Origin of the sequence: Arthrobacter liuii, assembly GCF_014639275.1 — a bacterium.
Lineage (GTDB): Bacteria > Actinomycetota > Actinomycetes > Actinomycetales > Micrococcaceae > Arthrobacter > Arthrobacter liuii.
In genome coordinates this window covers 67,433-89,712 of sequence record NZ_BMFW01000012.1, presented here as the reverse complement: position 1 = coordinate 89,712, position 22,280 = coordinate 67,433, and the positions used below count along the sequence as shown (strand labels likewise).

17 protein-coding genes and 2 tRNA genes are annotated in these 22,280 nt (G+C 67.1%); 5 read left to right on the top strand and 14 right to left on the bottom strand.

Translation table 11 applies throughout. The features are described from left to right. Positions 1 to 129: 129 nt before the first annotated feature. Positions 130 to 996, top strand: coding sequence for a winged helix-turn-helix domain-containing protein (locus IEW19_RS13405; protein WP_188572118.1), 867 nt, complete (start codon positions 130 to 132; stop codon positions 994 to 996). A gap of 298 nt (positions 997 to 1,294) precedes the next feature. Continuing rightward, positions 1,295 to 1,822: a SixA phosphatase family protein gene (locus IEW19_RS13400; protein WP_188572117.1), complete on the top strand. Its 528-nt coding sequence runs from the start codon at positions 1,295 to 1,297 to the stop codon at positions 1,820 to 1,822. On the opposite strand, the gene IEW19_RS13395 is transcribed toward IEW19_RS13400, so the two are convergent. After that, entirely contained in the window at positions 1,800 to 2,774 is a 975-nt protein-coding gene (locus tag IEW19_RS13395) for a LysR family transcriptional regulator (RefSeq protein ID WP_229748472.1), read from the bottom strand. The two genes, IEW19_RS13400 and IEW19_RS13395, sit on opposite strands and share 23 nt — an antisense overlap. Before the next feature lie 72 nt (positions 2,775 to 2,846). Here IEW19_RS13395 and IEW19_RS13390 point away from each other — a divergent pair, with 72 nt between their 5' ends. Beyond that, the gene (locus IEW19_RS13390) at positions 2,847 to 3,851 is read left to right on the top strand and encodes an EamA family transporter (protein WP_188572116.1); all 1,005 of its coding nucleotides are present in this window, start codon (positions 2,847 to 2,849) and stop codon (positions 3,849 to 3,851) included. Between the two features lie 550 nt (positions 3,852 to 4,401). Here the strand turns inward: IEW19_RS13390 and IEW19_RS13385 are convergent. From IEW19_RS13385 to IEW19_RS13365, 5 genes are all read right to left on the bottom strand, one after another. Then, positions 4,402 to 5,049: a TetR/AcrR family transcriptional regulator gene (locus IEW19_RS13385; RefSeq protein ID WP_188572115.1), complete on the bottom strand. Its 648-nt coding sequence runs from the start codon at positions 5,047 to 5,049 to the stop codon at positions 4,402 to 4,404. After that, on the bottom strand, positions 5,046 to 7,082 hold the full coding sequence (locus IEW19_RS13380; RefSeq protein WP_188572114.1) for a YhgE/Pip domain-containing protein: 2,037 nt from the start codon (positions 7,080 to 7,082) through the stop codon (positions 5,046 to 5,048). Before IEW19_RS13380 ends, IEW19_RS13385 begins: the two co-directional genes overlap by 4 nt. Then, the gene (locus IEW19_RS13375; RefSeq protein ID WP_188572113.1) at positions 7,079 to 7,783 is read right to left on the bottom strand and encodes an ABC transporter ATP-binding protein; all 705 of its coding nucleotides are present in this window, start codon (positions 7,781 to 7,783) and stop codon (positions 7,079 to 7,081) included. The genes IEW19_RS13380 and IEW19_RS13375 overlap by 4 nt, the downstream gene beginning before the upstream one ends. Positions 7,784 to 7,852: 69 nt before the next feature. Continuing rightward, positions 7,853 to 9,307, bottom strand: coding sequence for a dihydrolipoyl dehydrogenase family protein (locus tag IEW19_RS13370; protein WP_188572112.1), 1,455 nt, complete (start codon positions 9,305 to 9,307; stop codon positions 7,853 to 7,855). Between the two features lie 75 nt (positions 9,308 to 9,382). Further along, positions 9,383 to 9,459, bottom strand: a tRNA-Arg gene (locus IEW19_RS13365). 277 nt (positions 9,460 to 9,736) lie between these two features. Here IEW19_RS13365 and IEW19_RS13360 point away from each other — a divergent pair. After that, positions 9,737 to 11,569 (top strand): phosphoenolpyruvate carboxykinase (GTP), encoded by a 1,833-nt coding sequence (locus IEW19_RS13360; protein WP_188572145.1) that lies wholly within the window; start codon positions 9,737 to 9,739, stop codon positions 11,567 to 11,569. Between the two features lie 133 nt (positions 11,570 to 11,702). On the opposite strand, the gene IEW19_RS13355 is transcribed toward IEW19_RS13360, so the two are convergent. The 4 genes from IEW19_RS13355 to IEW19_RS13340 form a co-directional block, all read right to left on the bottom strand. Beyond that, positions 11,703 to 12,863 (bottom strand): globin domain-containing protein, encoded by a 1,161-nt coding sequence (locus IEW19_RS13355; RefSeq protein WP_188572111.1) that lies wholly within the window; start codon positions 12,861 to 12,863, stop codon positions 11,703 to 11,705. A 140-nt stretch (positions 12,864 to 13,003) separates the two neighbouring features. Continuing rightward, entirely contained in the window at positions 13,004 to 13,453 is a 450-nt protein-coding gene (locus tag IEW19_RS13350) for an RrF2 family transcriptional regulator (protein ID WP_188572110.1), read from the bottom strand. Positions 13,454 to 13,468: 15 nt separating this feature from the next. Beyond that, positions 13,469 to 13,966, bottom strand: coding sequence for a hypothetical protein (locus IEW19_RS13345; protein ID WP_188572109.1), 498 nt, complete (start codon positions 13,964 to 13,966; stop codon positions 13,469 to 13,471). Between the two features lie 6 nt (positions 13,967 to 13,972). After that, on the bottom strand, positions 13,973 to 15,391 hold the full coding sequence (locus IEW19_RS13340; RefSeq protein ID WP_188572108.1) for a phosphomannomutase/phosphoglucomutase: 1,419 nt from the start codon (positions 15,389 to 15,391) through the stop codon (positions 13,973 to 13,975). A gap of 151 nt (positions 15,392 to 15,542) precedes the next feature. On the opposite strand from IEW19_RS13340, the gene IEW19_RS13335 reads away from it, so the two are divergent. Then, entirely contained in the window at positions 15,543 to 17,747 is a 2,205-nt protein-coding gene (locus IEW19_RS13335; RefSeq protein ID WP_188572107.1) for a RecQ family ATP-dependent DNA helicase, read from the top strand. Here the strand turns inward: IEW19_RS13335 and IEW19_RS13330 are convergent. The 4 genes from IEW19_RS13330 to IEW19_RS13315 form a co-directional block, all read right to left on the bottom strand. Beyond that, positions 17,671 to 19,152: an MFS transporter gene (locus tag IEW19_RS13330; RefSeq protein ID WP_188572106.1), complete on the bottom strand. Its 1,482-nt coding sequence runs from the start codon at positions 19,150 to 19,152 to the stop codon at positions 17,671 to 17,673. The two genes, IEW19_RS13335 and IEW19_RS13330, sit on opposite strands and share 77 nt — an antisense overlap. A gap of 118 nt (positions 19,153 to 19,270) precedes the next feature. After that, positions 19,271 to 19,359, bottom strand: a tRNA-Ser gene (locus IEW19_RS13325). A gap of 107 nt (positions 19,360 to 19,466) precedes the next feature. Continuing rightward, positions 19,467 to 19,991 (bottom strand): GNAT family N-acetyltransferase, encoded by a 525-nt coding sequence (locus IEW19_RS13320; RefSeq protein WP_188572105.1) that lies wholly within the window; start codon positions 19,989 to 19,991, stop codon positions 19,467 to 19,469. A gap of 5 nt (positions 19,992 to 19,996) precedes the next feature. Further along, positions 19,997 to 22,255, bottom strand: a complete 2,259-nt coding sequence (locus IEW19_RS13315) for a prolyl oligopeptidase family serine peptidase (protein WP_188572104.1) — start codon at positions 22,253 to 22,255, stop codon at positions 19,997 to 19,999. Positions 22,256 to 22,280: the final 25 nt, after the last annotated feature.

Here is a 22,280-nt window from a genome sequence, read left to right as displayed (position 1 = left end):
TCCCACCCACCGAAGTTCTTAGGCATTCGCCCCCAAGCCCAGCGTCGGGCGCCCCTCCCCGGTCCGCGTGACGGGGAAGCCAGCATTCGAGCCGCGGAGACGGCCATTTCACATTGAGGTAAGTATTTCATGTCAGTTGCATCCGGATACGTCCACATCTCTGTCCGCAACGCCGCCAAGGCGGGCCAGCCCTCCGGCCTTCGTCCCGGCTTCGGCCCGCGTCCCTCGATTGCTCCCTCCAACTCCGGAAGCAGCTTTCCGGCCCCGGGTTTCGCCCCGCAGGGATACAACCCGAACTCTTACGGCCAGCTTCGCGCTGTGCACCCCGCCGAGTCCGCTCCCGTTACTGCCCCTACCCCTGTCGTGGCCGGCCCAAACCCGGTCCGCCCGGTGGCCAACGACAACGTCGCCCGCGGTTTCGTCCTTTACATGGGCATTGACGAGGAAACCGCGGCCGCAGCCGGAACATCCATCGCCAAGCTTGCACAGGAGATCCGCGCCTACGCCCAGTCACTGGTCTCCGGCGCCGAAAGCTATGCCGCGGTGGCGGTGGCTCCCGCAGGCACCCCCGGTTCCGCGCTCGACGTCGTCCGCTCCACCTTCGGTGACCCCACGGTCAACTCCCGCCAGCGCACCGAAGCCGCCCGTCCTGCCCAGTCGCAGGAGCCGCGCCCCTCCGGCGTGCTCATCGACCTCGCCCGCCGCGAAGTCCACCTAGACGGCGAATCCCTGAACCTCACGTTCAAGGAGTTTGAGCTCCTCAACTACCTCGTCGAAAACGGCACGCGCACCGTGGGCCGCGACGAACTCCTCGAGGGACTGTGGCGCAACGCCGAGGAAGTGCCCAACGAGCGCACCATCGACGTCCACATCCGCCGCCTCCGCTCCAAGCTGGGCCGCCTCGCCAACACTGTGCGCACCGTCCGCGGCCAGGGCTACCGGTTCTACGAGCACCCGGAGGTCATTGTCTGGGCCGCTCCGGAGTACTCGATCTGACTCCCTCTCTGCCCTAAAGGCGGCACGATCCCTCTGCGCCTGCGCTCGTTCCTCGCGCAACAACGGCGCTGTCGGGATGTGCCGCCTTTAGCGTAGGTGGAGCCCTCTCCGAGTACGGTGCCTCCGCGGCTGCTGGGGCCTCGCGTCACTGTGGGCAGGCTTTCAGGGCCTTGTTTGTGGCTGCGCCCTGATTTCCCGGGACTGTCGCCTTCGAGGGCCCCTGGAAGCGTGCTTTGCGTGACGCTTCTCCGGCTGCCTTCCTGTCCTTGCCTGCTTTTGCTCGGGCTAGGCTTGGGCCATGAGTTCGCACCATGTTCGACGCCTTGTGATCATGCGCCATGCCAAGGCTGACTGGCCGGGTGGGGTGGCTGACCACGAGCGGCCGCTGGAGGAGCGTGGACACCGCGAGGCGCCGCTGGCAGGACGCTGGCTGCTCAAGCACAACATCGTTCCGGACTTCATCCTGTGCTCCAGCGCGCTGCGCACCCGCCAAACGTGCACCTGGGTCTGCTCCGAACTCGGCGACAAGGCCCCTACGCCCAAACTCGAAGACGGCCTGTACGCGGCGTCGGCACTCCGGATGCTCGCGGTGGTGAACCATGTCCCGGACACGGTGACCACGCTGATGCTGATCGGGCACCTGCCCGGCGTGCAGGACCTGGCCATGCACCTGGCCTCACGGGGTTCCGATCACGACGCCTACATGGACGCCGCCACCCGCTTCCCCACGAATGCGCTCACCGTTTTGGAGACGGAGAAGCCATGGGCGGAACTCGACGGGCAGGACGCCCGGATCACCAGGTTCAAGGTTCCCCGGGCGCACTAGCACCGACGCCACTAGCACCGACGCCACCAGCACCGACCCCACCATCCCCGGGATCACCCGCCGCAATCCCGCGCAGCAGCGCCGCGACATGCCTGATGCCCGGGCTGGCGGTCATGGTCCTGCGATGGACAAGCCCCACCTGCCGCGCCTGGACCGGGTTGACCACCGGAATGGCGACGACGTCCGGAGGCAGCGCAGGCCGGCCCAGGCGGGGTACGAGCGCAACCGCCACCCCCTGCTCCACCATGGCGATATGCGTGGCAAAATCGGGGTCGTACACCCTGATATCCGGGACCCGCCCCAGGTCGGCGAAAATCCGCAACAGGGCTTCATTGCAGATCGCCCCACCCGGCGTACTGATCCAGCGTTCGTCGACCAGATGGGCGGGCTCAACCTCCGCCGCCAGCGCGAGTGGATGCCCGCGGTGGACCAGGACGTCCGCCACGTCCACGCACAGCCATTCCAGGGCCAGGTGCTCCGGAATCACCAGTGGGACTGAGTTCCAGTTATGTACCAGGCCCAGGTCGGCCTCACCGTTGGCAACCCGGGCCACGGCCTCGCGTGGATCCTCCGCCAGGACGGAAATATCAAGCGCCGCCCCCGACTGCCCAACCCGGGCCAGCAGTGGTCCCACCAGCCCTCGGCAGGCAGTGGAAAACGAAACCACGCGGAGGCTGCCGGTGGGTTTGGCCGGATCGGCCAGCAGCGTGGACTCCAACTCCTCCAGCTCAGCCAGGATGCGCCGGCCGTAGGCAGCCAAGGCGAGTCCGCGCTCGGTCAGCAGAACCCCGCGGCCGCGGCGTTCCAGGACTGCGAAGCCTCCCTCTTTCTCCAGCTTCTTCACCTGCTGGGACACCGCAGAAGGGCTGAATCCCATGGCCTCGGCTGCGGCGATGACAGTGCCGTGCTGCTCGATGGCGGCCAAAGCCCGCAAGGACCCAACGTCAATCATGAAGCAAACGTACATGATTTAACGCCGAATTAGGCGCTGGTGCTTCATTGGCCTCTCTGCCAGAGTAGGAGCGTGAACCTGCGCGACTCCCTCCTTGCCGTCCTCGTGGCCCTGCTGTGGGGCCTGAACTTCGTGGCCATCGATATCGGGCTGCATGCGGGCGGCCAAGACTTTCCGCCGCTTTTGTTCGTGGCCATTCGCTTCGTCCTGGTGGTGGTCCCCTGGATCTTCTTTGTCAGGAAGCCGGACGTGACCTGGAAGGCGATCATCGGCGTCGGGCTTTTCATGAGTGCAGGCCAGTTTGGCCTCCTTTACCTGGCCATGGCGCTGGGAATGCCGGCAGGGCTCGCGTCGCTGGTCCTGCAGGCGCAGGTGCTGCTGACCGTCTTGCTCGCCGCCGGGTTCCTGGGCGAGCGGCCCAGTGGGCGCCAGCTGGCGGGTGTTGGGCTGGGCATTGCGGGGCTCGCCGTCGTGGCCGTGGGACGGAGCGGCGTGGCGCCGCTCCTGCCGCTGGTCATCGTCCTGGCCGCGGCACTGTCCTGGGCGGCCGGAAACGTCATCGCCAGGAAGGCCAGGGCTGCCTCGGGGCTGGGGCTGGTGGTCTGGTCGGGCGCCGTGGTGCCACTCCCGTTGGGAGCGTTGTCGGTGTTGGTTGACGGGCCCGGAACCGTGTGGCATTCGCTGTCCAGCCTTCAGGCGCCAACCATATTGAGCGCCCTGTATACGGCTGTTTTCGCCTCACTGGTGGGCTACGGAATCTGGAACCGGCTCCTGGCCGGCCATCCGTCGTCGGCCGTTGTTCCGTTCACGCTGCTGGTCCCGGTGGTGGGCATGAGCGCCGCCTGGCTGGTCCTCGCGGAGGTGCCGTCACCGACGGAGCTGGCGGGCGGACTGCTTCTCCTGGGCGGTGTGGCGACGGCGGTGCTCACCGGAGCCGGCAGGAGGCGTCAGCGCCGGGGGAGTGCGCCGCTGCCGGACCTGGGTGCCAGCTTGGCACCAGGTGAGCCGGACGACGGCGGGCGCTTGCCGGCCGCTGCAGACTCCCGGCCGGCACTGCGGGCGCCGGAGGGTCGCTGAGGGACGGAGGCTTGCTTGGGCGCCGGCGCAGCAGTTCGCGCCGCTGCAGACCGCGGTGCAGCCTGGGAACCCGCGGCACCCTGGGAACGCGGGGCACCCTGCGGACGCGGGCGTGGCGCTGCGGCCCTGCTGCGCGCCGCCGTCGTCCTCCGTCTCTTTCCGGGCCACAAGGCACCCAGGAAGAGGACTCCGAAGGTTGCCGCCAACGCGCACGCGGCACCCACGAAATAGTTGTCCGGATCACGCGTGGGGAGCGGGGTGCCCAGGAACGATGACTGCCCGTCGAACGCCAGCTCCCAGGTGCTGAGGAACGCCAGGGAAAACCCGAGGGCGAGGGCCGTCCCGGCGCCCGCGGCGAGCAGGGCAAGGCGGCGCCTGCGTATCAGGATCTCGGCAAGAGCTGCCAGGTAGGACAGCCCTAGGACGCCAAGGAACGCAACGAACACCGGCTCGGCGAGGGTCATCCCCGTGAGCACCAGCAGCCCTGCGGCAACGACGCCGCAGATGACCGCAAACTTTCCGCTCTTCCCCGTATGGCGCATGTGTTCCATCATCCCTGAGGGGCAGGCTCCTTCAGGACGTAGCCGCGCATGATGGCCATGATTGCTGCAACACTTTGGTCACGGGTGCGCTCGGGGTTGTACGTCTGCCGGTCCAGGCCCACCACAAAGCAGGCACCGAAGATGGCCGTCTCCAGGCTGCCCCTGGACACCGAGGCATCAACGGGATACACGTCAGCAACCTTTTCCACCGCCTGGCCAATGACTTCCAGGAGCTCGGCCCGCAGGACGGAAAAGGTGCCCTGCCATTCACTGGGGATCCGCCAGTTCTCGCTGACCCACAGGCGGGCGAAGGAAGGGTATTCCGCCATGAAATCCATGGCCTGCCCGATCATCGCCTCCATGGCCAGCAGCGGGTCGCGGCCGGTGCCCCCGCCGTCGGCCGCCTCGAGCAGCCGGGCCTTGAGGATGTCCACGCCGTGCCGCAGCAGCTGGGCGATGAGCTCGGATTTGCTGCCGAAGTTGTAGTAGACCGTGCCCTTGGAAACTCCAGCTGCTGCCGCGATCTCATCCACCGTGACGCTGGCGGCGCCGCGCTCGCCGATCAGCTCCATGGAGGCATCGAAGAGTTTTTGGCGGGTGGCGTTGGTCCGGGCGGGCCGCAGCGCCTTGGCCGCGGACGTTGGCTCTGTGGTCATACTGCGATCTCCGGCTTCAGTGTCTTGAGCGTCCAGTACTTGTTCTTCCGCACCGCGAGCGTGGACAGGGTCGCGCCGAGGAGTGCGTAGCCCAGCAGGCCGGCAAAGGTGGGAGCGATCATGGACAGGTCCCCGCCGTAGACCAGGTGCCGCATTCCGGTCACAACGTATCCCATGGGCAGGATCTGGTGCACCACATGCAGCGGCTCCGGGGTGGTCTGCCAGGGGAACGTGCCGCCGGACGACACCAGCTGCAGGACCAGGAGGATAAGCACCACGAGCTTGCCCGGGGAGCCCAGCAGGGCCACCACGCCCTGGATAAGCGCGCTGAAAGCCATGGCAGCGGCCAGCATCAACAGCCACATCAAAACCGGATGGGCGGGATTGAGTCCCAGCGCCACATCCGCGACCAAAGTCAACAGCGACGCCTGCACCACCGAGACCAGGAAGAAGGGCAGCCAGCCGCCCAAGGCGATCTTCCACGATGGCGCGTTGGAGGCCAGTGCCCGCTGCGTGATGGGGCGCATGGCCTGGACCAGCATGAAGATCCCGATCCACATGGCGAGCGTGAGGAAGAACGGTGCCAGCCCGGCGCCATACGATCCGGCCTTGGCCTGCGAGACGTTACTGACGGCCACAGGATCGGCCATCACCTCGGAGAGGTTGCTCTTCTGGGCGTCATCGGGGTTAGGGACCTGCCCGGCGCCCTTACCGATCTCGTCGGCGAGGGTGCGGGAGCCGGTGGTGGCCTGGGCGGCGCCATCCGAAACCTGGGCTGCCCCGGCATCAACCTTCCGCGCTCCGTCCGCAAGCCCGGCGGCGCCGTCGACGGCGGACTGCTCACCGTCTGCCATGGCGGCGGCACCCGTGTGGAGCTGGTCAGCCCCTGCGGAGGCCTGCGCGATGCCCCCCTTGAGCGCCGGCATCCCGGCAGCCAGTTGGGCGGCCCCGACGCTGACTGCCTCGGAACCGCTGGCCAGCTGCTGGACCTGGGCCGCATCTGCCTGGATTTTGCCCTTTGCAGCGGCCATTGGACTGGTCGCCGCGGTGGCATCGAAATCCGCCAGGACTTTGTCCGCCTGTGCCTGGGTCAGGACGCCGGACGCCACGAGCCTGCTGTTGGATTCCACCACGCGGTTGCGGAGCCCTTGGTCCGCTGCATCCAGCTGGGCCGCCACGTCCTGCACCTTGGCGTTCAACTGCGCGTTGCCCGCGGCCACCCGGGCGGCGCCGGATGCGAGCGTCTGGGTATCCGTGGGCAGGGTGGCCGTCTTGTCCTTGAGGACTGCCAGGCCGCTGCTGAGCTGCCCCGCGCCGTCGGTCAGCTGGTTGGCGCCGTCCCGGAGCTTCAGCTGGCCGGCGTACAACTGGTCCGCACCGCTGCTCAAGGCCGAGGTCCCGTCATGGAGGGTGACCGTTCCGTCCCTGAGCGTGGCCACCCCGTCGGCAAGCTGGGACGCGCCATCCGCCGCCCGGACCATCTTGGAGTGGATGGTGCCGAAACCGGTGAGCAGCTGGTTGGCGGTTTCCTCGCCCACCTCCTTGGCCACCGTGGTGTGCACGGCAGTGGTCAGCTTGTCCACGATGGTGCTCAGGAGGTAGTTGTTGGCATCGTTGGTGGTCACGTTCAGCATGGCCTGGCTGGCCGAGTCGAAGCTGCCGGGGGAGACCAGGTTGGCCGAGAAGTCCTTGGGGATTTTCAGCGCGAAGGCGTACTGGCCGCTGCTGACCCCTGCATCGGCTTCCGTCGAGCTGCCCACCGGCACCCAGTGGAAAACATTGCCATCCACCAGGCTGTCCGCCACCTTTGTCCCGGCCTCCAGCCGCGTGCCGTCGGCAGTGGTTGCGCCGGAGTCCTCCACCACCAGGGCGGCATCCAGGTTATTGAGGTGCCCGTAGGGATCCCAGTTCGCGTAGAGGTAGACCGCGCCGTACAGCAACGGCACCATGGTCAGCGCCAGGATGGTCAGCTTGGGCAGCAGTCCACCGGTCATGCGTTTGAGTTCGGAGCGGGCCAGCCGCAGGACAGTCACTTGGCGACCTCGGTTTCGAGTTTCAATTCATGGTTTTCCGGGGAGGTCCCGCCGCCAAGGGTGGCAGGGGCCGGTTCAGGCGCGGCGTTGCCGATTACGGCAACCGGGCCGTCCCACGACGCGGGGACGGCACTGACTGCCGCCACGACGGCGAGTGGCCGCCCGGCGTCGTACGCCAACTCCCTGAGGCGCGGCAGCCACGTGAGTTCATCTGCACTGTGGCGGTCCGGGGAGTCCACCACGAGCAGGTCCGTGCGGGGATTGGCCAGGGCCAGCGAGGTCAGCAGTTCGAGCCGCCGCTGGGGGTCCAGCTGTTCCGTCCACAGGCCCGCGATGTCCTCGAAGCGATTGACCTTGAGCCACGGGCCGCTGAGCAGCGCCCCCCGGTAGCGGCGGGGTATCAGGGCCAGGTCCTCGGTCACCAGGTCGCGGACGCTGAGGTGCTCCTCGGGTTCATTGACGCCGGGGGAGTCCACCAGGGCCGCGGCCAGGCGGAGCTGCTTGGTCCGGGAACTGCCATTCCAGCTGAGCTGGCCGCCGGCCGCCTTCATCCTGCCGCTGAGCAGGAGGGACAATGCGGTGCGCTGGTCCTGCCGCCCTCCGGCGACAAGCAGCAGTTCGCCGCGGGCGGCAGTCAGTGAAGTGGGGGGAAGCAGCGGATCCCGGCGTCCTTTGGCCTGGAGCTGGTGTGCTGAGAGCAAGGATTGCCTTTCGCAGAAGAAGTCTGCATCAAGGCTAACCGAACTGACCAGTCAGTTCAAATAAACGCCTTACAGGCCATATTTCTCCAGCAGGCGGAGCCATACCTCGCTGATGGTGGGGTAGGACGGCACGGCGTGCCAGAGCCGGTCCAGTGGAATTTCGCCCACCACGGCGATCGTGGCCGCATGCAGCAATTCGGCAACGTCCGGGCCCGCGAACGTTGCGCCCAGCAGGACCTTTCGGTCTTCGTCGACCACCAGCTGCGCCCACCCCTCATAGTTCTCAGAGTGGAGGGAGGACCCGGCCACCTGGATGGGTAGTTCCACGGAGGAGGCGTTGTACCCGTCCTTCCTTGCCGCCTCCACGGTTCGTCCCACACTGGCCAGCTCCGGGTCCGTGAATACGACGCTGGGCACCGCATGCTGGTTGGCGGTCTGGGCGCAGCGGCTCCAGTCATCGGGGGTTCCCTTGAGCTCGCCCTTGGCGCGTGCCACGATGGCTTCCCCGGTGGCGCGTGCCTCGTACTTGCCCTGGTGGGTGAAGAGGTTCTTGCCTGCGGCGTCCCCCACCGCGTAGAGCCAAGGGTCGTCGCCGGGCAGTCCCTGAACCAGGCCCGAGGTGTCCGTTGACAGGGCCAGGTGCCCGGATTCGTCCGGCTCGAAGCCAACGCTTTCGAGCCCAAGGCCTTCCAGGGCGGGGTGGCGCCCAGTGGAAACCAGGACTTTCCCGGCCGTGACGCTGGTGCCGTCCGCCAGGCTGACGGTGAGTGTGCCGTCGTCGTTCCTGCTGATCCGCTCCGTGGCGGAGTTGAGCCGGAGTTCGACGCCGTCAGCCCGCAGCCCTGCGGCCACCAGGGTGGCCGCCTCCTCCGGAAAATTGCGCAGCAGTCCGCTGCGCGCCACCAGGGTGACCCTTGAGCCCAGCCGGGCAAAGGCCTGGGCCAGTTCCGTTCCAGCCACTCCGCCGCCCAATACTGTCAAGCGCTCTGGAACCTCGCGTGCCGACGTCGCTTCGCGGGTGCCCCATACCTGCACGTCCTGCAATCCCTCGATGGGCGGGGTGTTGGGGGTTGAGCCGGTGGCCAGCACTACGGCGTGCCGCGCCCGTAAGAGGTGCTGATTTCCGTCCAGGCCAGCCACCTCGATTGACTTGGGGCCGGTCAGCCACGCGTGGCCGCGCAGCAGTTCGATGCCGGTGTCCTCCACCCACGACACCTGGCTGTCATCCTGCCAGTTGGACGTGAAGTAGTTCCGGCGTTCCAGGACCGCAGCGGCGCTAAGGGTTCGGGTGACAGCCTCCTTGGCGCCCGGCGTCGTCTGCGCCCCGTGGAGTGCCGTGCCGGGCCGGAGGAGTGCCTTCGATGGCATGCACGCCCAGTAGGAGCATTCGCCGCCTACCAGTTCCGCTTCCACCAGTACGGCTGTCAGGCCGCCCCGGACAATGCGGTCCGCAACGTTTTCCCCTACGGCGCCTGCGCCGATAACTACAACATCAAATTCGCGCTCAACGGCCTCGGGCTCCATGTGCAAAGCCTAGCGGGGATCACCGTCCTGGCGACGCAAAAAAGGTCCACACCGGCGTACCAGTGCGGACCTTGTTGGTGCGCCCAAAGGGATTCGAACCCCTGACCTTCTGTTCCGTAGACAGACGCTCTATCCAGCTGAGCTATGGGCGCATTGCGTGTCCCGGGAGAAGAACCGCTCTCCCCGAACCTCGAATTACTTTACGCGAGCAGGGCCCGTAGTGCCAAATCGGGAAAGCTGTAATCTCCGCAACTATACCGGTCTAGGTGACCTTCGTCACTTAATGTCCGATTTTGTCGCTATAATTCCTTGATTTTCCGCGGAATTCACTTTCGGTCACCGGATATGTCAGGCAAACTCCCCAAAAACTCCACTGGTCCGGACCATAGCATTTAGGACACACCGATGAACCCGAGGAAGGGAACTGCAATGGGCGATCTGGCGCAGAAGCCGCTGCTTGAGAAAGCACCCACCACACATGCCGGCTTGCTGGCATGGGTCGAAGAGGTTGCTGAGCTTACGCAGCCGGACCGCATTTACTGGGTTGACGGGTCCGAAGAGGAAAACACCCGTCTCACCGACGAGCTTGTGGCTGCCGGAACTTTGACCCGGCTCAACCAGGACCTGTTCCCGAATTCCTTCGCCGCGTTCTCGGATCCCGCTGACGTTGCCCGCGTCGAGGAACAGACCTTCATCTGCTCGGAAAACAGGCGCGACGCCGGCTTCACCAATAACTGGATGGACCCGCGGGAGATGAAGGACAAGCTGCGCGGGCTATTCGCCGGCTCCATGCGCGGCCGCACCATGTACGTTATCCCGTTCGTCATGGGCCACCTCGACGCCGAGGACCCCAAGTTCGGCGTGGAGATCACCGACAGCGCCTACGTTGTTGCCTCCATGCGGATCATGGCCAACATCGGCACGGCCGTGCTGGACAAGATCACCCGCACCAACGCGTTTTTCGTCCCCGCCCTGCACTCCCTGGGTGCCCCGCTGGAGCAGGGCCAGGAAGACGTCTCCTGGCCCTGCAACCCGGACAAGTGGATTGTCCACTTCCCCGAAGAGCGCTCCATCTGGTCCTTCGGTTCCGGCTACGGCGGCAACGCGCTGCTGGGCAAGAAGTGCTACGCCCTGCGCATTGCCTCCGTGATGGCCCGGGATGAGGGCTGGCTTGCCGAGCACATGCTCATCCTCAAGCTGACTTCCCCCGAGAAGAAGAATTACTACGTCTCGGCGGCCTTCCCGTCTGCCTGCGGAAAGACCAACCTCGCGCTGCTGGACCCCACCATCGAAGGCTGGGAAGTCGAGACCCTGGGTGACGACATCACCTGGATGCGGATCGGCAAGGAAGGCGAACTCCGCGCCACCAACCCGGAAGCCGGCCTCTTCGGCGTTGCCCCCGGCACCGGCTGGGGCACCAATCCCAACGCCATGCGCGCCATTGCCAAGGGACACAGCATCTTTACCAATGTTGCCCTTACCGACGACGGCGGCGTGTGGTGGGAGGGAATGACGGACGAGGTTCCGGCGCACCTGACCGACTGGGAGGGCAACTCCTGGACACCCGACTCGGACAAGCCCGCCGCGCACCCGAACTCCCGTTTCTGCACGCCGATCGCCCAGATCGACATGCTTGCCGACGAGTACTACAGCCCGGAGGGTGTGGAATTATCCGCCATCCTCTTCGGCGGACGCCGCAAGACCACCGTTCCCCTGGTAACCCAGGCCCGCAGCTGGACCAACGGCATCTTCATGGGGTCGACACTTTCCTCCGAGACTACGGCCGCCGCGGCCGGCCAGGTCGGCGTGCTCCGCCGCGACCCCATGGCCATGCTGCCGTTCATCGGTTACAACGCCGGCGACTACCTGAAGCACTGGATCAGCGTGTCCAGCAAGGCCAACCCGGAGCGACTGCCGCACATCTTCCTGGTGAACTGGTTCCGCCGCACCGCGGACGGCGGCTTTGCATGGCCGGGCTTCGGCGACAACGCCCGCGTGCTCAAGTGGGCCATCGAGCGTATCGAAGGCAAGGCCGATGCCGTTGAAACCCCCATCGGATACGTTCCCGCCGGGCACTCCCTGGACCTCACCGACCTTGACATGACCCACGCCCATGTTGAAGATGCCGTCCGCGTCGACCGCGGGGAATGGGACGCCGAGCTCGCGTCCATCGAGGAGTGGTACGCGAAGTTCGGTGACTCGCTGCCGGACGCCCTGCGCGCCGAGCTGGATTCCCTGAAGGAACGGATGTCCGCGCACTAGCCTGCAGGCTCCAACGACGGCGGCCCCGCACCCTCTCGAAAAGGTGCGGGGCCGCCGTCGTTCCTCCATCGATTGCTCCGCAACGGCCCTTCTGAGGGGTCAAAACGGCCGGTACGGAGCAGTCGAAGTGACCTTAGCTGGCGAGCCAGATGTCCGGGCCGAAGACCTCGTAGTGGATCTTGGTGGCCGGGATGCCGGCGTTGATGGCCTCGTTGCGGATGTTCTTCATGAACGGCAGGGGGCCGCACAGGTACAGGGAGGCGTCGGCGGGCAGGTCCACTTCGCGCAGGGACATGAATCCTTCCTTGGCGCCGGCCGCCGGCTTCTCCAGCCAGAGCTGCAGCTCGGCTCCATCCAGGCGTTCGACGTCGTCCGTCATCTGGCTGCGCAGGGCCCAGCTGTCCAGGGTGCTTTCCGCGTGCAGAACCAGGACCTGGCGGTCGGAGCCGGACTCGGCGAGGGAGCGGAGGATCGATGCGGTGGGGGTGCAGCCGATGCCGGCGGACGCGAGGACCACCGGACCGTCGCCCTCCTTGAGCGTGATCTCGCCGTAGGGGTTGGAGATCTCGACGACGTCGCCCACCTGGACCGTGTTGTGCAGCACGGGGGAGACCTCGCCGCCGTCGTCCAGTTTGGTGGTGAAGCTGCGGCTGGTGCCTGCATCGCCGGAGAGCGAGTACTGGCGGACCTGCCGCAGTCCGTCTGGAAGTGCCACCTTCACGCTGACGTACTGGCCGGGCAGGGCGGGGGTGACCGGGGTGTCATCGGCGGGCTCGAGGGTGAAGGTCATGGAGCCGGTGCCGGCGGGCGTCTTTGCCGCCACCCGCCAGGGCATCCACATCCTGTCATTGGCCTGGGCTGCGTAGAGGCCTTTTTCGAGCTTGATCAGGGCGTCCGCCATCAGCCAGTAGACCTCGGTCCAGGCTTCGGCGATCTCAGGGGTGATGACCTCGGCGAGGTCTTCGGCGATGGCCCCGAACAGGTGCTCGTAGACCACCTGGTACTGCGGCTGGGTGATGCCCAGGGAGGCGTGCCGGTGAGCGATGCGTGACAGGACGGTTTCCGGCATGGTGCCCGGGTTGTTCACCAGGTGGGTGGCGAAAGCGGCGATGCTCCCGGCGAGGGCCTGCTGTTGGTTGCCAGAGCGCTGGTTGGAGCGGCTGAACAGGCCATCCATCAGTTCGGGGTGCGCCGCGAAGAGGCGGGCGTAGAAGTTGGGGGTGATGGATCCGATCCTGGAGCCGACCAGCGGCAGGGTGGCCTCAATGACGGGGCGGGACTTGTCCGAGAGCATCTGAACTCCTGAGGTTATGGCCGGGGCCTTCGTCCGGCCGGGGGAAAACTCGTATTTGGAATGCGAGTATTTCTGCCTCCGTTCTACACCTTGTAGAAGTTTGAAATCAAACCGATAGCGCGCGCCCGGATACTCGGCGCTTAAAGCCCGGGGCGGAGGCCGATCATCTGGAAGACCGGTGCCATTTGCCGGGCCTGCGGGAGGTCCGCGATGACCACGGAGTCAAGCTCGGCATAGAAGGCCTCGCGGGCCCGCGCCAGCGCCCCGCGGAGCCTGCACTCATTGATCAGGGGGCAGTTGCCCCCGGGTGCCATGCACTCGGCGGGATCGGTGCGGGTATCAAGCTGGCGCAGGATCTGGCCCACGGTGGCGATGCGTCCCGCAGGACTGAGCCGCGAACCCCCGGAGCGGCCGCGGACCACCTCAATAAGGCCCATGCTCCGCAACTTGGCCATTGCCTTGCTCACGTGGTTGTAGGGCGTTCCCACGGAGTCCGCAATGCTTTGGGTGGTGAGCAGCGTGCCGTCCGGAACGGCTGCGAGCACCATGAGTGCGCGCAGGCTGACGTCAGCGAAGGCATTGATCTTCATTGCTGCAGGTCCGGTCTAGTCCACCCAGATGGCGGGTTCGCTGGAATCCGCACCCAGCTCGCCGAATTCCCAGGACTGGGTGGTTGCGTTGGCAGCGTACGGCAGCACGGCTGCGAAAAGGGAACCATCCCGGTGCTCGGCGGCCACGTGGATGGCGTCCGAATCCTCCTCAACCAGCAGGATGTCGCAGACCACGGCGGCGGCGCGGAAGTCGTCCCGGTTCTGGCGGAGGAGGGCCTGCAGGTCGTGGATCATGGCATCGGCGTCGAAATCCCCGTCTGTCCCCGCCGCGGCATCCGAGGGCGAGACGGCAACCAGCCGCACCTCGCCGTCGTTCTGCACCGTCAGCGCGAACGGCAGGAAGCCGCCGTTGCGCTGGAGTTGCTCCTGGGCCGCACTCACGCCCGTGCCCAGGAGGTTCTCCAGGTCCGTTGCCGTGGCCTCGGAGACGGAATCGCGCCAGCCCTCCTGCCCGCCGTGCCCTTCCGTTGCCTGCCCGGTGTGGTCAGTCATCCGCTGCTAGGCCCGCACCAGGGACAGGACGCGGTCGCGGACGCGTTCCATGGTGGCCCGCTCCGTGGCCTCGGCATTCAGCCGCAGGAACGGCTCGGTGTTGGACGGGCGCAGGTTGAACCAGTAGCTGCCGTCGTTGGCCGTGAAGGTGCTGCCGTCCAGGGAATCGATGGTGAGGTCGTCGTCCGCGAACGCCTGGCGCACACGCTCCACCGCGGCCGGCTTGTCCTCCACCTCGGAGTTGATCTCGCCGGAGCTGATGTAGGGCTCGTATTCGCGCGCCAGTTCGGAGAGCGGGCCGTCCTGCTCGCCCAGGGCTGCCAGGACGTGCATGGCAGCCAGCATGCCGGTGTCAGCGTTCCAGAAGTCGCGGAAGTAGAAGTGCGCGGAGTGCTCTCCGCCGAACACTGCGCCTTCCTCTGCCATGACTGCCTTGATGAAGGAGTGCCCCACGCGCGTGCGTACGGCGCGTCCGCCGTCGTGCTCCACCAGCTCGGGGACGGCGCGTGAGGTGAGCAGGTTGTGGATGATGGCGGGCTTTTCCTCGCCCTGGGCCTTGGCCCGGGCGATCTCGCGGCGCGCCACCATGCCCGTGATGGCCGACGGCGACACGGGCTGGCCCTTCTCATCGATGACGAAGCAGCGGTCGGCGTCGCCGTCGAAGGCCAGGCCGATGTCCGCACCGTGCTCGATAACAGCCGCCTGCAGGTCGCGCAGGTTCTCCGGCTCCAGCGGGTTGGCCGGATGGTTGGGGAAGGAACCGTCCAGCTCGAAGTACAGCGGAACGACGTCGAAGGGCAGCTTGGGCAGCAGCGCGTCACCCAGGACGGCCGGGGTGGTCAGGCCGGCCATGCCGTTGCCGGCGTCCACCACCACCTTCAGGGGGCGGGACGCGGAAAGGTCCACGAGCTTGCGGAGGTACTCGGAGTAGGCCTTGAGCACGTCGCGGACACTGATGAGGCCACGGGTGCCGGCAGCGGGGATGGCACCTTTATTGAGGTACTGCTCGGCAAGGGCCTGGATTTCCTTGAGGCCGGACTCGGAGGAGATGGGGACGGCGCCCGCCTTCGCCATCTTGATCCCGTTGTACTCGGCGGGGTTGTGGCTGGCGGTGAAGGTTGCCCCGGCGCGGTTGAGGAACCCGCAGGCAAAGTACAGCTCATCCGTGGAGATCAGGTCCAGCAGCTCCACGTTGGCACCCCGGGTTGCCGCTCCGTTGGCGAAGGCCTTGGAGAACTCGGGGGAGGAGGGACGCATGTCCCCGCCCACCACGATGGTCTGGCCTTCAAGCTGCAGGACATCCACGAACGCGGCCCCCACGGCTTCGACGATTTCGGCGGTGATCGACTCGCCCACAATCCCACGGACGTCGTAGGCCTTGAAGGATGCCGAGAGATCAAATGTCGTTGTCTGTTCGCTAGTCACGGGCTTTATCTTACGTGGGCGGCGCCCGCGGCCAAGGCGGTTTGGGGAGCACTTTCGTAACAGCCGGGGCTTTGCAGCGGGCGTTGGGACGGTTTCCACATAGCAGCCCTGCGCCGTGCAGCATGTCGGAGGGTGCTGGGATACTGAACCAATGGCCCAAAACCAGTACACGTCCACAAATTCCGCTACCGCCGTTGCAGACACGGCAAGCGCGCAGGCGCCGGCGACCGCCACGCACGCCGAGGCACTCGAGGTCCTTCGCGGCCTGGTGGGGAACGCCGCCGCCGTCTTCCACGACGGGCAGTTTGAAGCCATCGAGGCATTGGTCGACGGCGGGCGGCGGGCTTTGGTGGTCCAGCGCACCGGCTGGGGCAAGTCTGCCGTGTACTTCGTGGCATCGCTGCTGCTGCGCCGCCGGGGCGCCGGCCCCACGCTGATCGTCTCGCCGCTGCTTGCCCTGATGCGGGACCAGGTGGCGGCCGCTGCCCGCGCCGGGGTCCGCGCCGTCGCCATCAACTCCGCCAACCAGCTCGAGTGGGACACAGTCCGTGAGCAGTTGGCCGCCGATGAAGTGGATGTCCTCCTGGTTTCCCCGGAACGGCTGACCAATCCCACTTTCCGGGAGACCCAGCTGCCCGAACTTCTCCGCCGGACTGGGCTGCTGGTCATCGATGAGGCCCACTGCATCTCTGACTGGGGCCACGACTTCCGGCCTGACTACCGCAGGATCGCGGACCTCATCACGCGCCTTCCGGAGACGGTGCCGGTCCTGGCCACCACTGCCACGGCCAACTCGCGGGTGGTGCACGACATCGAAGAGCAGCTCGGCGAGGGGGTCCTGACCATCCGTGGTTCCCTGGGCCGCGACTCGCTTCGGCTGGGCGTGTTGCCGCTGGCTGATTCGAAGGAGCGGCTGGGGTGGCTGTTGACCCACCTGGCCGACCTTCCCGGCAGCGGGATCATCTACACCCTGACTGTTTCAGCGGCCGAGGATACCGCCCGGCTGCTGGCTGAGGCAGGCCACAACGTGCTGGCCTACACCGGGCGGACCGACCCAGCTGACCGGGAAAGGGCCGAGCAATTGCTCAAAGACAACCAGGTCAAGGCGCTGGTAGCCACCTCCGCACTGGGAATGGGCTTCGACAAGCCCGATCTTGGCTTCGTTGTCCATCTCGGTGCGCCGTCGTCGCCGGTGGCCTACTACCAGCAGGTGGGCCGCGCCGGCCGTGGCGCCGCCAACGCCGACGTCCTCCTGTTGCCCGGCGCCGAGGACCGCGAGATCTGGCAGTACTTCGCCACCGCGTCCATGCCCTCGGAGGAGAAGGCAGGGGCCGTGCTGACTGCGTTGGCCGAGGCCGGAACGGCGTTGTCAACGGTGGCCCTGGAAGCCAGGGTGGACCTTCGCCGCACACCGCTTGAGCTGCTGCTGAAGGTGTTGTCCGTGGACGGGGCCGTGGAACGGGTCGGCGGGGGCTGGCGGTCCACCGGCCAGCCGTGGGCCTACGACGCGGAGCGTTACCGCCGGATTGCCGAGGCACGCGTGGACGAGCAGGATTCCATGGTGATCTACCAGGACACCGCGGGATGCCGGATGGAGTACATCACCTCGGTGCTGGACGATGAGACAGCCCGTCCCTGTGGGAGGTGTGACAACTGCGCAGGCCAGTGGTTTCCGGGGGACGTGGCTGCAGACGCCACAGCTGCTGCCAGCCAGACCCTGAGCAGGGCGGGCGGGGTCCTGGAACCGCGTCTTCAGTGGCCCAGCGGCATGGACCGGTTGGGGGTTCCCGTGAAGGGGAAGCTCAAGCCGGGCGAAGGCCTCTCGGAGGGACGGGTCCTGGCCCGGCTGACGGACCTGGGGTGGGGCGGTGCCTTGCGGGAGCTGTTTGCAGCTGGCGCGGAGGACCGGCCCGTGGATCCTGGCATGCTGCAGGCGTGCGTGCAGGTCCTGCGCGAATGGGGTACGGGTGACGCCCGGAACCCAGGGTGGAGCGGGGCAGGCAGGCCGGCCGCCATCGTGGGGGTGCCGTCCCGGAGCAAACCACAGTTAGTGGGTTCGCTTGCCAGGGGGATCTCCGATATCGGGCGCATTCCCTACCTTGGCGAGCTGCAGCCGGCGCACGGCGGTCCCACGGGCGGCCGCGGCGGCAACAGTGCGTACCGGCTCGCGGGAGTGTGGGACCGGTTGGTGGTGGGCCCGGAGCTCGAAGCGGCCCTGCAGCCTGCCCAGGGCCAGGCAGTGATGCTGATCGACGACCTCGCAGACAGCAGGTGGACCCTTACCGTCGCGGGGCGGGCCCTTCGGCAGGCCGGGGCGGGAGCCGTCCTTCCACTGGTTCTGGCCCAGGCCGGCTGACCGCAGCCCCGGCATGCCGGGGGAGCAGGATGCTGTCCACGGTGCTGGCCAGCATCAGGACGGCCATCGCCAGGAAGGCGCCGCGGAAGGGCGCGGCGGGATCCTGCGGTCCTGAGGCCAGCCCGTCGAAGGTCCGGATCAGCAGGGCTGCGATCGCAATGCCGGAGCCCGTGCCGAGTTGCACCAGCGTTGCGGAAACCGTGTTGGCTGATGTCAGTTGCGCGGGCGGGATGTCCGAATACTGGACGGAGGCGTAGGCCGAAAACCCGATGGAGCGGAAGGCGCCGCTGCATACCAGCAGCACAACCATCAAGGCTTCGGGCGTCTCCGGTGTCAGGAGTGCACAGAGGGCGAACGTGACCGCCGATGCCAGCGAGGCGAAAACCAGCACGGCCTTGAAGCCAAACTTCCTGATCAGCGGCGTGGTGGCCGGCTTGATCCCGATGTTTCCGATGAACACTGCTGCCACCAGGGCGCCCGCGTGCAGCGGTGACCAGCCGAACCCGGCCTGGAACATCAGCGGCAGCAGGAACGGGACGGAACTGATGGTGACCCGGTACACGAATCCGCCCGTGGCCATGGCCCGGAACGTCCTGGTGCGGAAGACCTGCAGGTTGAACAATGGATGGGGAGTCCGGCGCATCCAGAGCACGGCGCCGGTGAGCGCGGCGACCCCGGCAAGGGCGCTTATCCCGGCCCAGGGCAGCTCCGGGTGGCTGCTGGCCAGCTCCAGGCCGGCCACCAGCGCACCCACTCCGACGGTGGTCAGCGCCATCCCGGGCCAGTCCAACCGCCTGCCGCGATCCCCTGGTGCCGCAGGAACCAGGCGCAGGGCAGCCACAAATGCAGCGGCGCCAAGGGGAATGTTCACCAGGAAGATCCAGTGCCACGACAGGTACGTGGTGAGCGCCCCGCCCACCAGTGGTGCGAGGACCGGTGCCAGGAGCCCCGGCCACACCAGGAACGCGGTGGCACGCAACAACTCGGACTTCGGGGTGCCCCGCAGGACCACCAGGGTTCCCACCGGGACCATCATGGCCCCGCCGGCGCCCTGGGCGATGCGGCTCAGGGTCAGCGTGGCCAGGTCCTGGCTGAAGGCGCAGGCCAGGGAGGCGAGGGTGAACACGGCGATGGCTCTACAGAAGATCCGCCTGGCGCCGAACCGCTCTGCCAGCCAACCGCTGATGGGAATCCCGATGGCTACGGTCAGCAGGTACGCCGTCATGGTGATGTTGACGTCTGCGGCGGGAACGGCGAAGTCCGCCGAAATGCTGGGAATTGCCGTGGTGAGGACCGTGCCGTCCAGGAATTCCATGAAGAATGTTGCCGCCACCAGGAGTGCCAGGCGTGGATTCCACGCCGTCCGGATACCTTCCGGTCGGTCTGATGTGCTGCGTGCGGCCATGCGCTAATCCTGCCACCACGGAAACGGCCGGCGCCCTCCGCGTCCGATTGTTGGACAGCGCGTTCCGCCCTGCTCCGGGGGACGCAAAAGGCCCCGGTCCGAGGACCGGGGCCAAACGCGGAGACGGGGGGATTTGAACCCCCGGTCGAGTTTAACCCCGACCCTTCATTAGCAGTGAAGTCCATTCGGCCGCTCTGGCACGTCTCCAGGTGCTATTCCTAGCCCACCAAGGATACGCAGATCCTGCCATGCAGTGCAAAACGTGCCCGCCACAGGTTGTTCAGGCCGGCGGACGTGGTCCGCGGCGCTTGCGCTCAGCTCTGCACCGGGCGGACCATCCGGATTTCCGGCAGGTCCTCCCAGTCTGGCAGGACGTCCTCGGCGCCGTCGGGTTCAAAGCCGAAACGGCGGTAGAAACCGATGGCCCGGGTGTTGCCCGCTGCCACCCACAGGCTTGCCGCATTGGTGCCAAGGGCTGCGGCGAGCAACCGGCCGCCCAGGCCAAGGCCCTGGTGCGACGCCAGCAGGTACAGGCCCCACAACTCAAGGTCTCCGGAAGCCGGCGGCGGGTGCCCTTCCGGGGAACCGGGAGCAGGCAGCACGCGCGCACCCGCGAACCCAACTACCGTCCCGCCGTCGCACGCCACCCACGCATCGGCGGGTTCGGGGCGGTCCAGCAGGTGCCGCCAGAGCCGTAGCCGGTCCGCCGGATCCGCGGCGGCCAGGAACCCGTCGGACAACATCCCCCGATAGGTCTCCTGCCAGCAGCGGACGTGCACGTGGGCCAGCCGATCAATGTCGCCTGCGCCTGCCCTCCTGACCACCAACCCGGGTGCCATCGAGGTCAGCCCGCCAGCGCCTTCCACAGGAAGTGCTGGCTGCGCGCCTGCAGCGCCGCGGCCTGCCGGTTGTCGGAGGCGCCGGCGTGGCCGCCCTCAAGGGCTTCGTGGAACCACACGTTGGGGATGCCCATGGCCAGCATCCGGGCCGCCATTTTCCGCGCCTGGACCGGGCCCACGCGGTCGTCCGAGGTTGCCGTCCAGATGAAGGTCTCCGGATACTCCACCGCGTCCTTGAGCAGGTGGTAGGGCGAGAAGGTCCTGATGTACTCCCACTGTTCGGGAACGTCCGGGTCACCGTACTCGGCAATCCACGAATGCCCGGCCGAAAGCTTGGTGTAGCGGCGCATGTCCAGCAGGGGCACCCCGCAGGAGACGGCCCTGAACAGTTCCGGATACCGGGTGAGCATGTTTCCCACCAGGAGGCCGCCGTTGGAGCCACCCACGCAGCCCAGCCGCCGCGGGGAAGTGACTCCGCGGGAAATCAGGTCCCGGGCCACGGCTGCAAAGTCCTCGTAGGCGCGGTGCCGGTTTTCCTTCAGCGCGGCGCGGTGCCATGCAGGCCCGTATTCGCCGCCGCCGCGGATGTTCGCCACAACGTACACTCCGCCGCGCGAGTGCGGGTCCTTCCCGTCGCTTCCGTCCGAGTGCGGGGTCCGTCGCTCCAGCCATGCCCGGCCCACCGTGCCGCTGTAGGCGGGCGTCCGCGAGACTTCGAACCCGCCGTAGCCGGAAAGCTGGGTGGGGTTCTGCCCGTCCAAAGCCAGGCCCCGCGGAGCCACCTGGAAATACGGGACCCGGGTGCCGTCGTCGGACACGGCGAAGTGCTGCTCCACCTCATAGTCACCGTCGGCGAAGAACGACGGCGAGGCCTTGACTGTCGCCTGCCGGCTCACCACGCCGGACGTCCCGGCGTCGTCCTGCTCCGCCTGAGCCCGTTCCAGGGTGCCGCGCATCAGCGTAGTGGGGGTAGTGAAGCCGGTGGCGACCAGCCAGAAGTCGTCGCCGGCGCCGCCGTCGGCCGGCCCTGCGTCCTCGTCGTCCACGGCGTAAGCGTTCACGTCGTGCAGCGGCGGGCAGGCGTCCAGTGTGGTGGCCGCCCAGCCGCCTTCCTCGCCGCCGGCGGCCCATGACGGGTCCAGCACCCGGATCTCCGAGGAGACGTCCTTGAGCAGGTTGAGCAGCAGGAAGTTCCGGGTCCAGCTCCAGGACTGCAGGGAGGTGTGGGCATCGGGAGTAAACAGCACGGTGGGCCGCCGGACGCCGGCGAGATAGTCCTCGAAGCCGGCGGCGAGCAGGGCTCCGGATGGATACGTGATGCCGTCCAGGACCCAGTCCTGCTGGGGCCGGAAGAGCAGCCATTCCCGGTGGGCGCTGACGTTGACGTCGGTGGGCACATCGATCTGGACCCAGCCACCGTCCTGCAACACAAAGTTGCTGCGGTTGAAGAAGTCGATGTAGTCCACGGCAAAGGTCCGCTCGAAGCCGGGGGTTGAATCGTGCGCCACCAGAGCCATCATGTGGTCTTCGGGCACCTCAAAAAGGCGTGGTGCCGTGGCCAGGGAACTGCCGCGCTTGAGGGTCACCGCCGTACGGGCGTAGGAGGACGCCGTCTTGGGCAACCCGTCCGCGGTGGAGGCGACCAGCAGCGTATCCGCGTCCAGCCACGACACGTTGCCCTTCGCCGTCGGCAGGTCGAATCCACCGTGGGCGGGATCAACAAAGCCGCGTGCCTCGACGTCGAACTCGCGGTAGCGGTTTGCATCGCCGCCGTCGGGGGAGAGGGCAAGCAGCGCCAGCCGGTAGGGCTCGCCGGCATCAGGGCGCAGGAACGTAGCGCCGTGGAACACCCACTCGTGGCCCTCGGTCCGGGACAGCTCATCAATGTCCAGCAGGACGTCCCATTGGGGGGAGTCAGTGCAGTAGCTCTCCCAGGTGGTGCGCCGCCACAGGCCTTTGGGATTCTGCCCGTCCTTCCAGAAGTTGTAGTACCAGTCGCCGCGCTTTCCCACCATGGCGATCCGGTCTGTGGAGTCCAGGACCTCCAGGATGGCGGCCTCTAGTTCGGCATAGCCGCCGCCCTCCAGCAGGTCCTCGGTGCGGGAGTTTTGCTCCTTGACCCAGGCCAGCTGCTCCTCGCCGTAGATGTCCTCCAGCCACACATTTTCGTCGACGGGCTCCGGTGCTGCTTCCTGGGAGGCGGTGCCGGAGGTGTCCGGGCCGGGACCGGGAACGGACGCTTGATCAGCTGCTGTGGTGGTCATGCGCCCATCCAAACAACATCCCCCA

Excerpts from the sequence above, each read along its gene's own strand:
- IEW19_RS13405 (WP_188572118.1), top strand. The coding sequence starts at position 130 with ATGTCAGTTGCATCCGGATACGTCCACATCTCTGTCCGCAACGCCGCC.
- IEW19_RS13400 (WP_188572117.1), top strand. The coding sequence starts at position 1,295 with ATGAGTTCGCACCATGTTCGACGCCTTGTGATCATGCGCCATGCCAAG.
- IEW19_RS13395 (WP_229748472.1), bottom strand. The coding sequence starts at position 2,774 with ATGATTGACGTTGGGTCCTTGCGGGCTTTGGCCGCCATCGAGCAGCAC.
- IEW19_RS13385 (WP_188572115.1), bottom strand. The coding sequence starts at position 5,049 with ATGACCACAGAGCCAACGTCCGCGGCCAAGGCGCTGCGGCCCGCCCGG.
- IEW19_RS13370 (WP_188572112.1), bottom strand. The coding sequence starts at position 9,307 with ATGGAGCCCGAGGCCGTTGAGCGCGAATTTGATGTTGTAGTTATCGGC.
- IEW19_RS13360 (WP_188572145.1), top strand. The coding sequence starts at position 9,737 with ATGGGCGATCTGGCGCAGAAGCCGCTGCTTGAGAAAGCACCCACCACA.
- IEW19_RS13355 (WP_188572111.1), bottom strand. The coding sequence starts at position 12,863 with ATGCTCTCGGACAAGTCCCGCCCCGTCATTGAGGCCACCCTGCCGCTG.
- IEW19_RS13350 (WP_188572110.1), bottom strand. The coding sequence starts at position 13,453 with ATGAAGATCAATGCCTTCGCTGACGTCAGCCTGCGCGCACTCATGGTG.
- IEW19_RS13345 (WP_188572109.1), bottom strand. The coding sequence starts at position 13,966 with ATGACTGACCACACCGGGCAGGCAACGGAAGGGCACGGCGGGCAGGAG.
- IEW19_RS13335 (WP_188572107.1), top strand. The coding sequence starts at position 15,543 with ATGGCCCAAAACCAGTACACGTCCACAAATTCCGCTACCGCCGTTGCA.
- IEW19_RS13330 (WP_188572106.1), bottom strand. The coding sequence starts at position 19,152 with ATGGCCGCACGCAGCACATCAGACCGACCGGAAGGTATCCGGACGGCG.
- IEW19_RS13320 (WP_188572105.1), bottom strand. The coding sequence starts at position 19,991 with ATGGCACCCGGGTTGGTGGTCAGGAGGGCAGGCGCAGGCGACATTGAT.
- IEW19_RS13315 (WP_188572104.1), bottom strand. The coding sequence starts at position 22,255 with ATGACCACCACAGCAGCTGATCAAGCGTCCGTTCCCGGTCCCGGCCCG.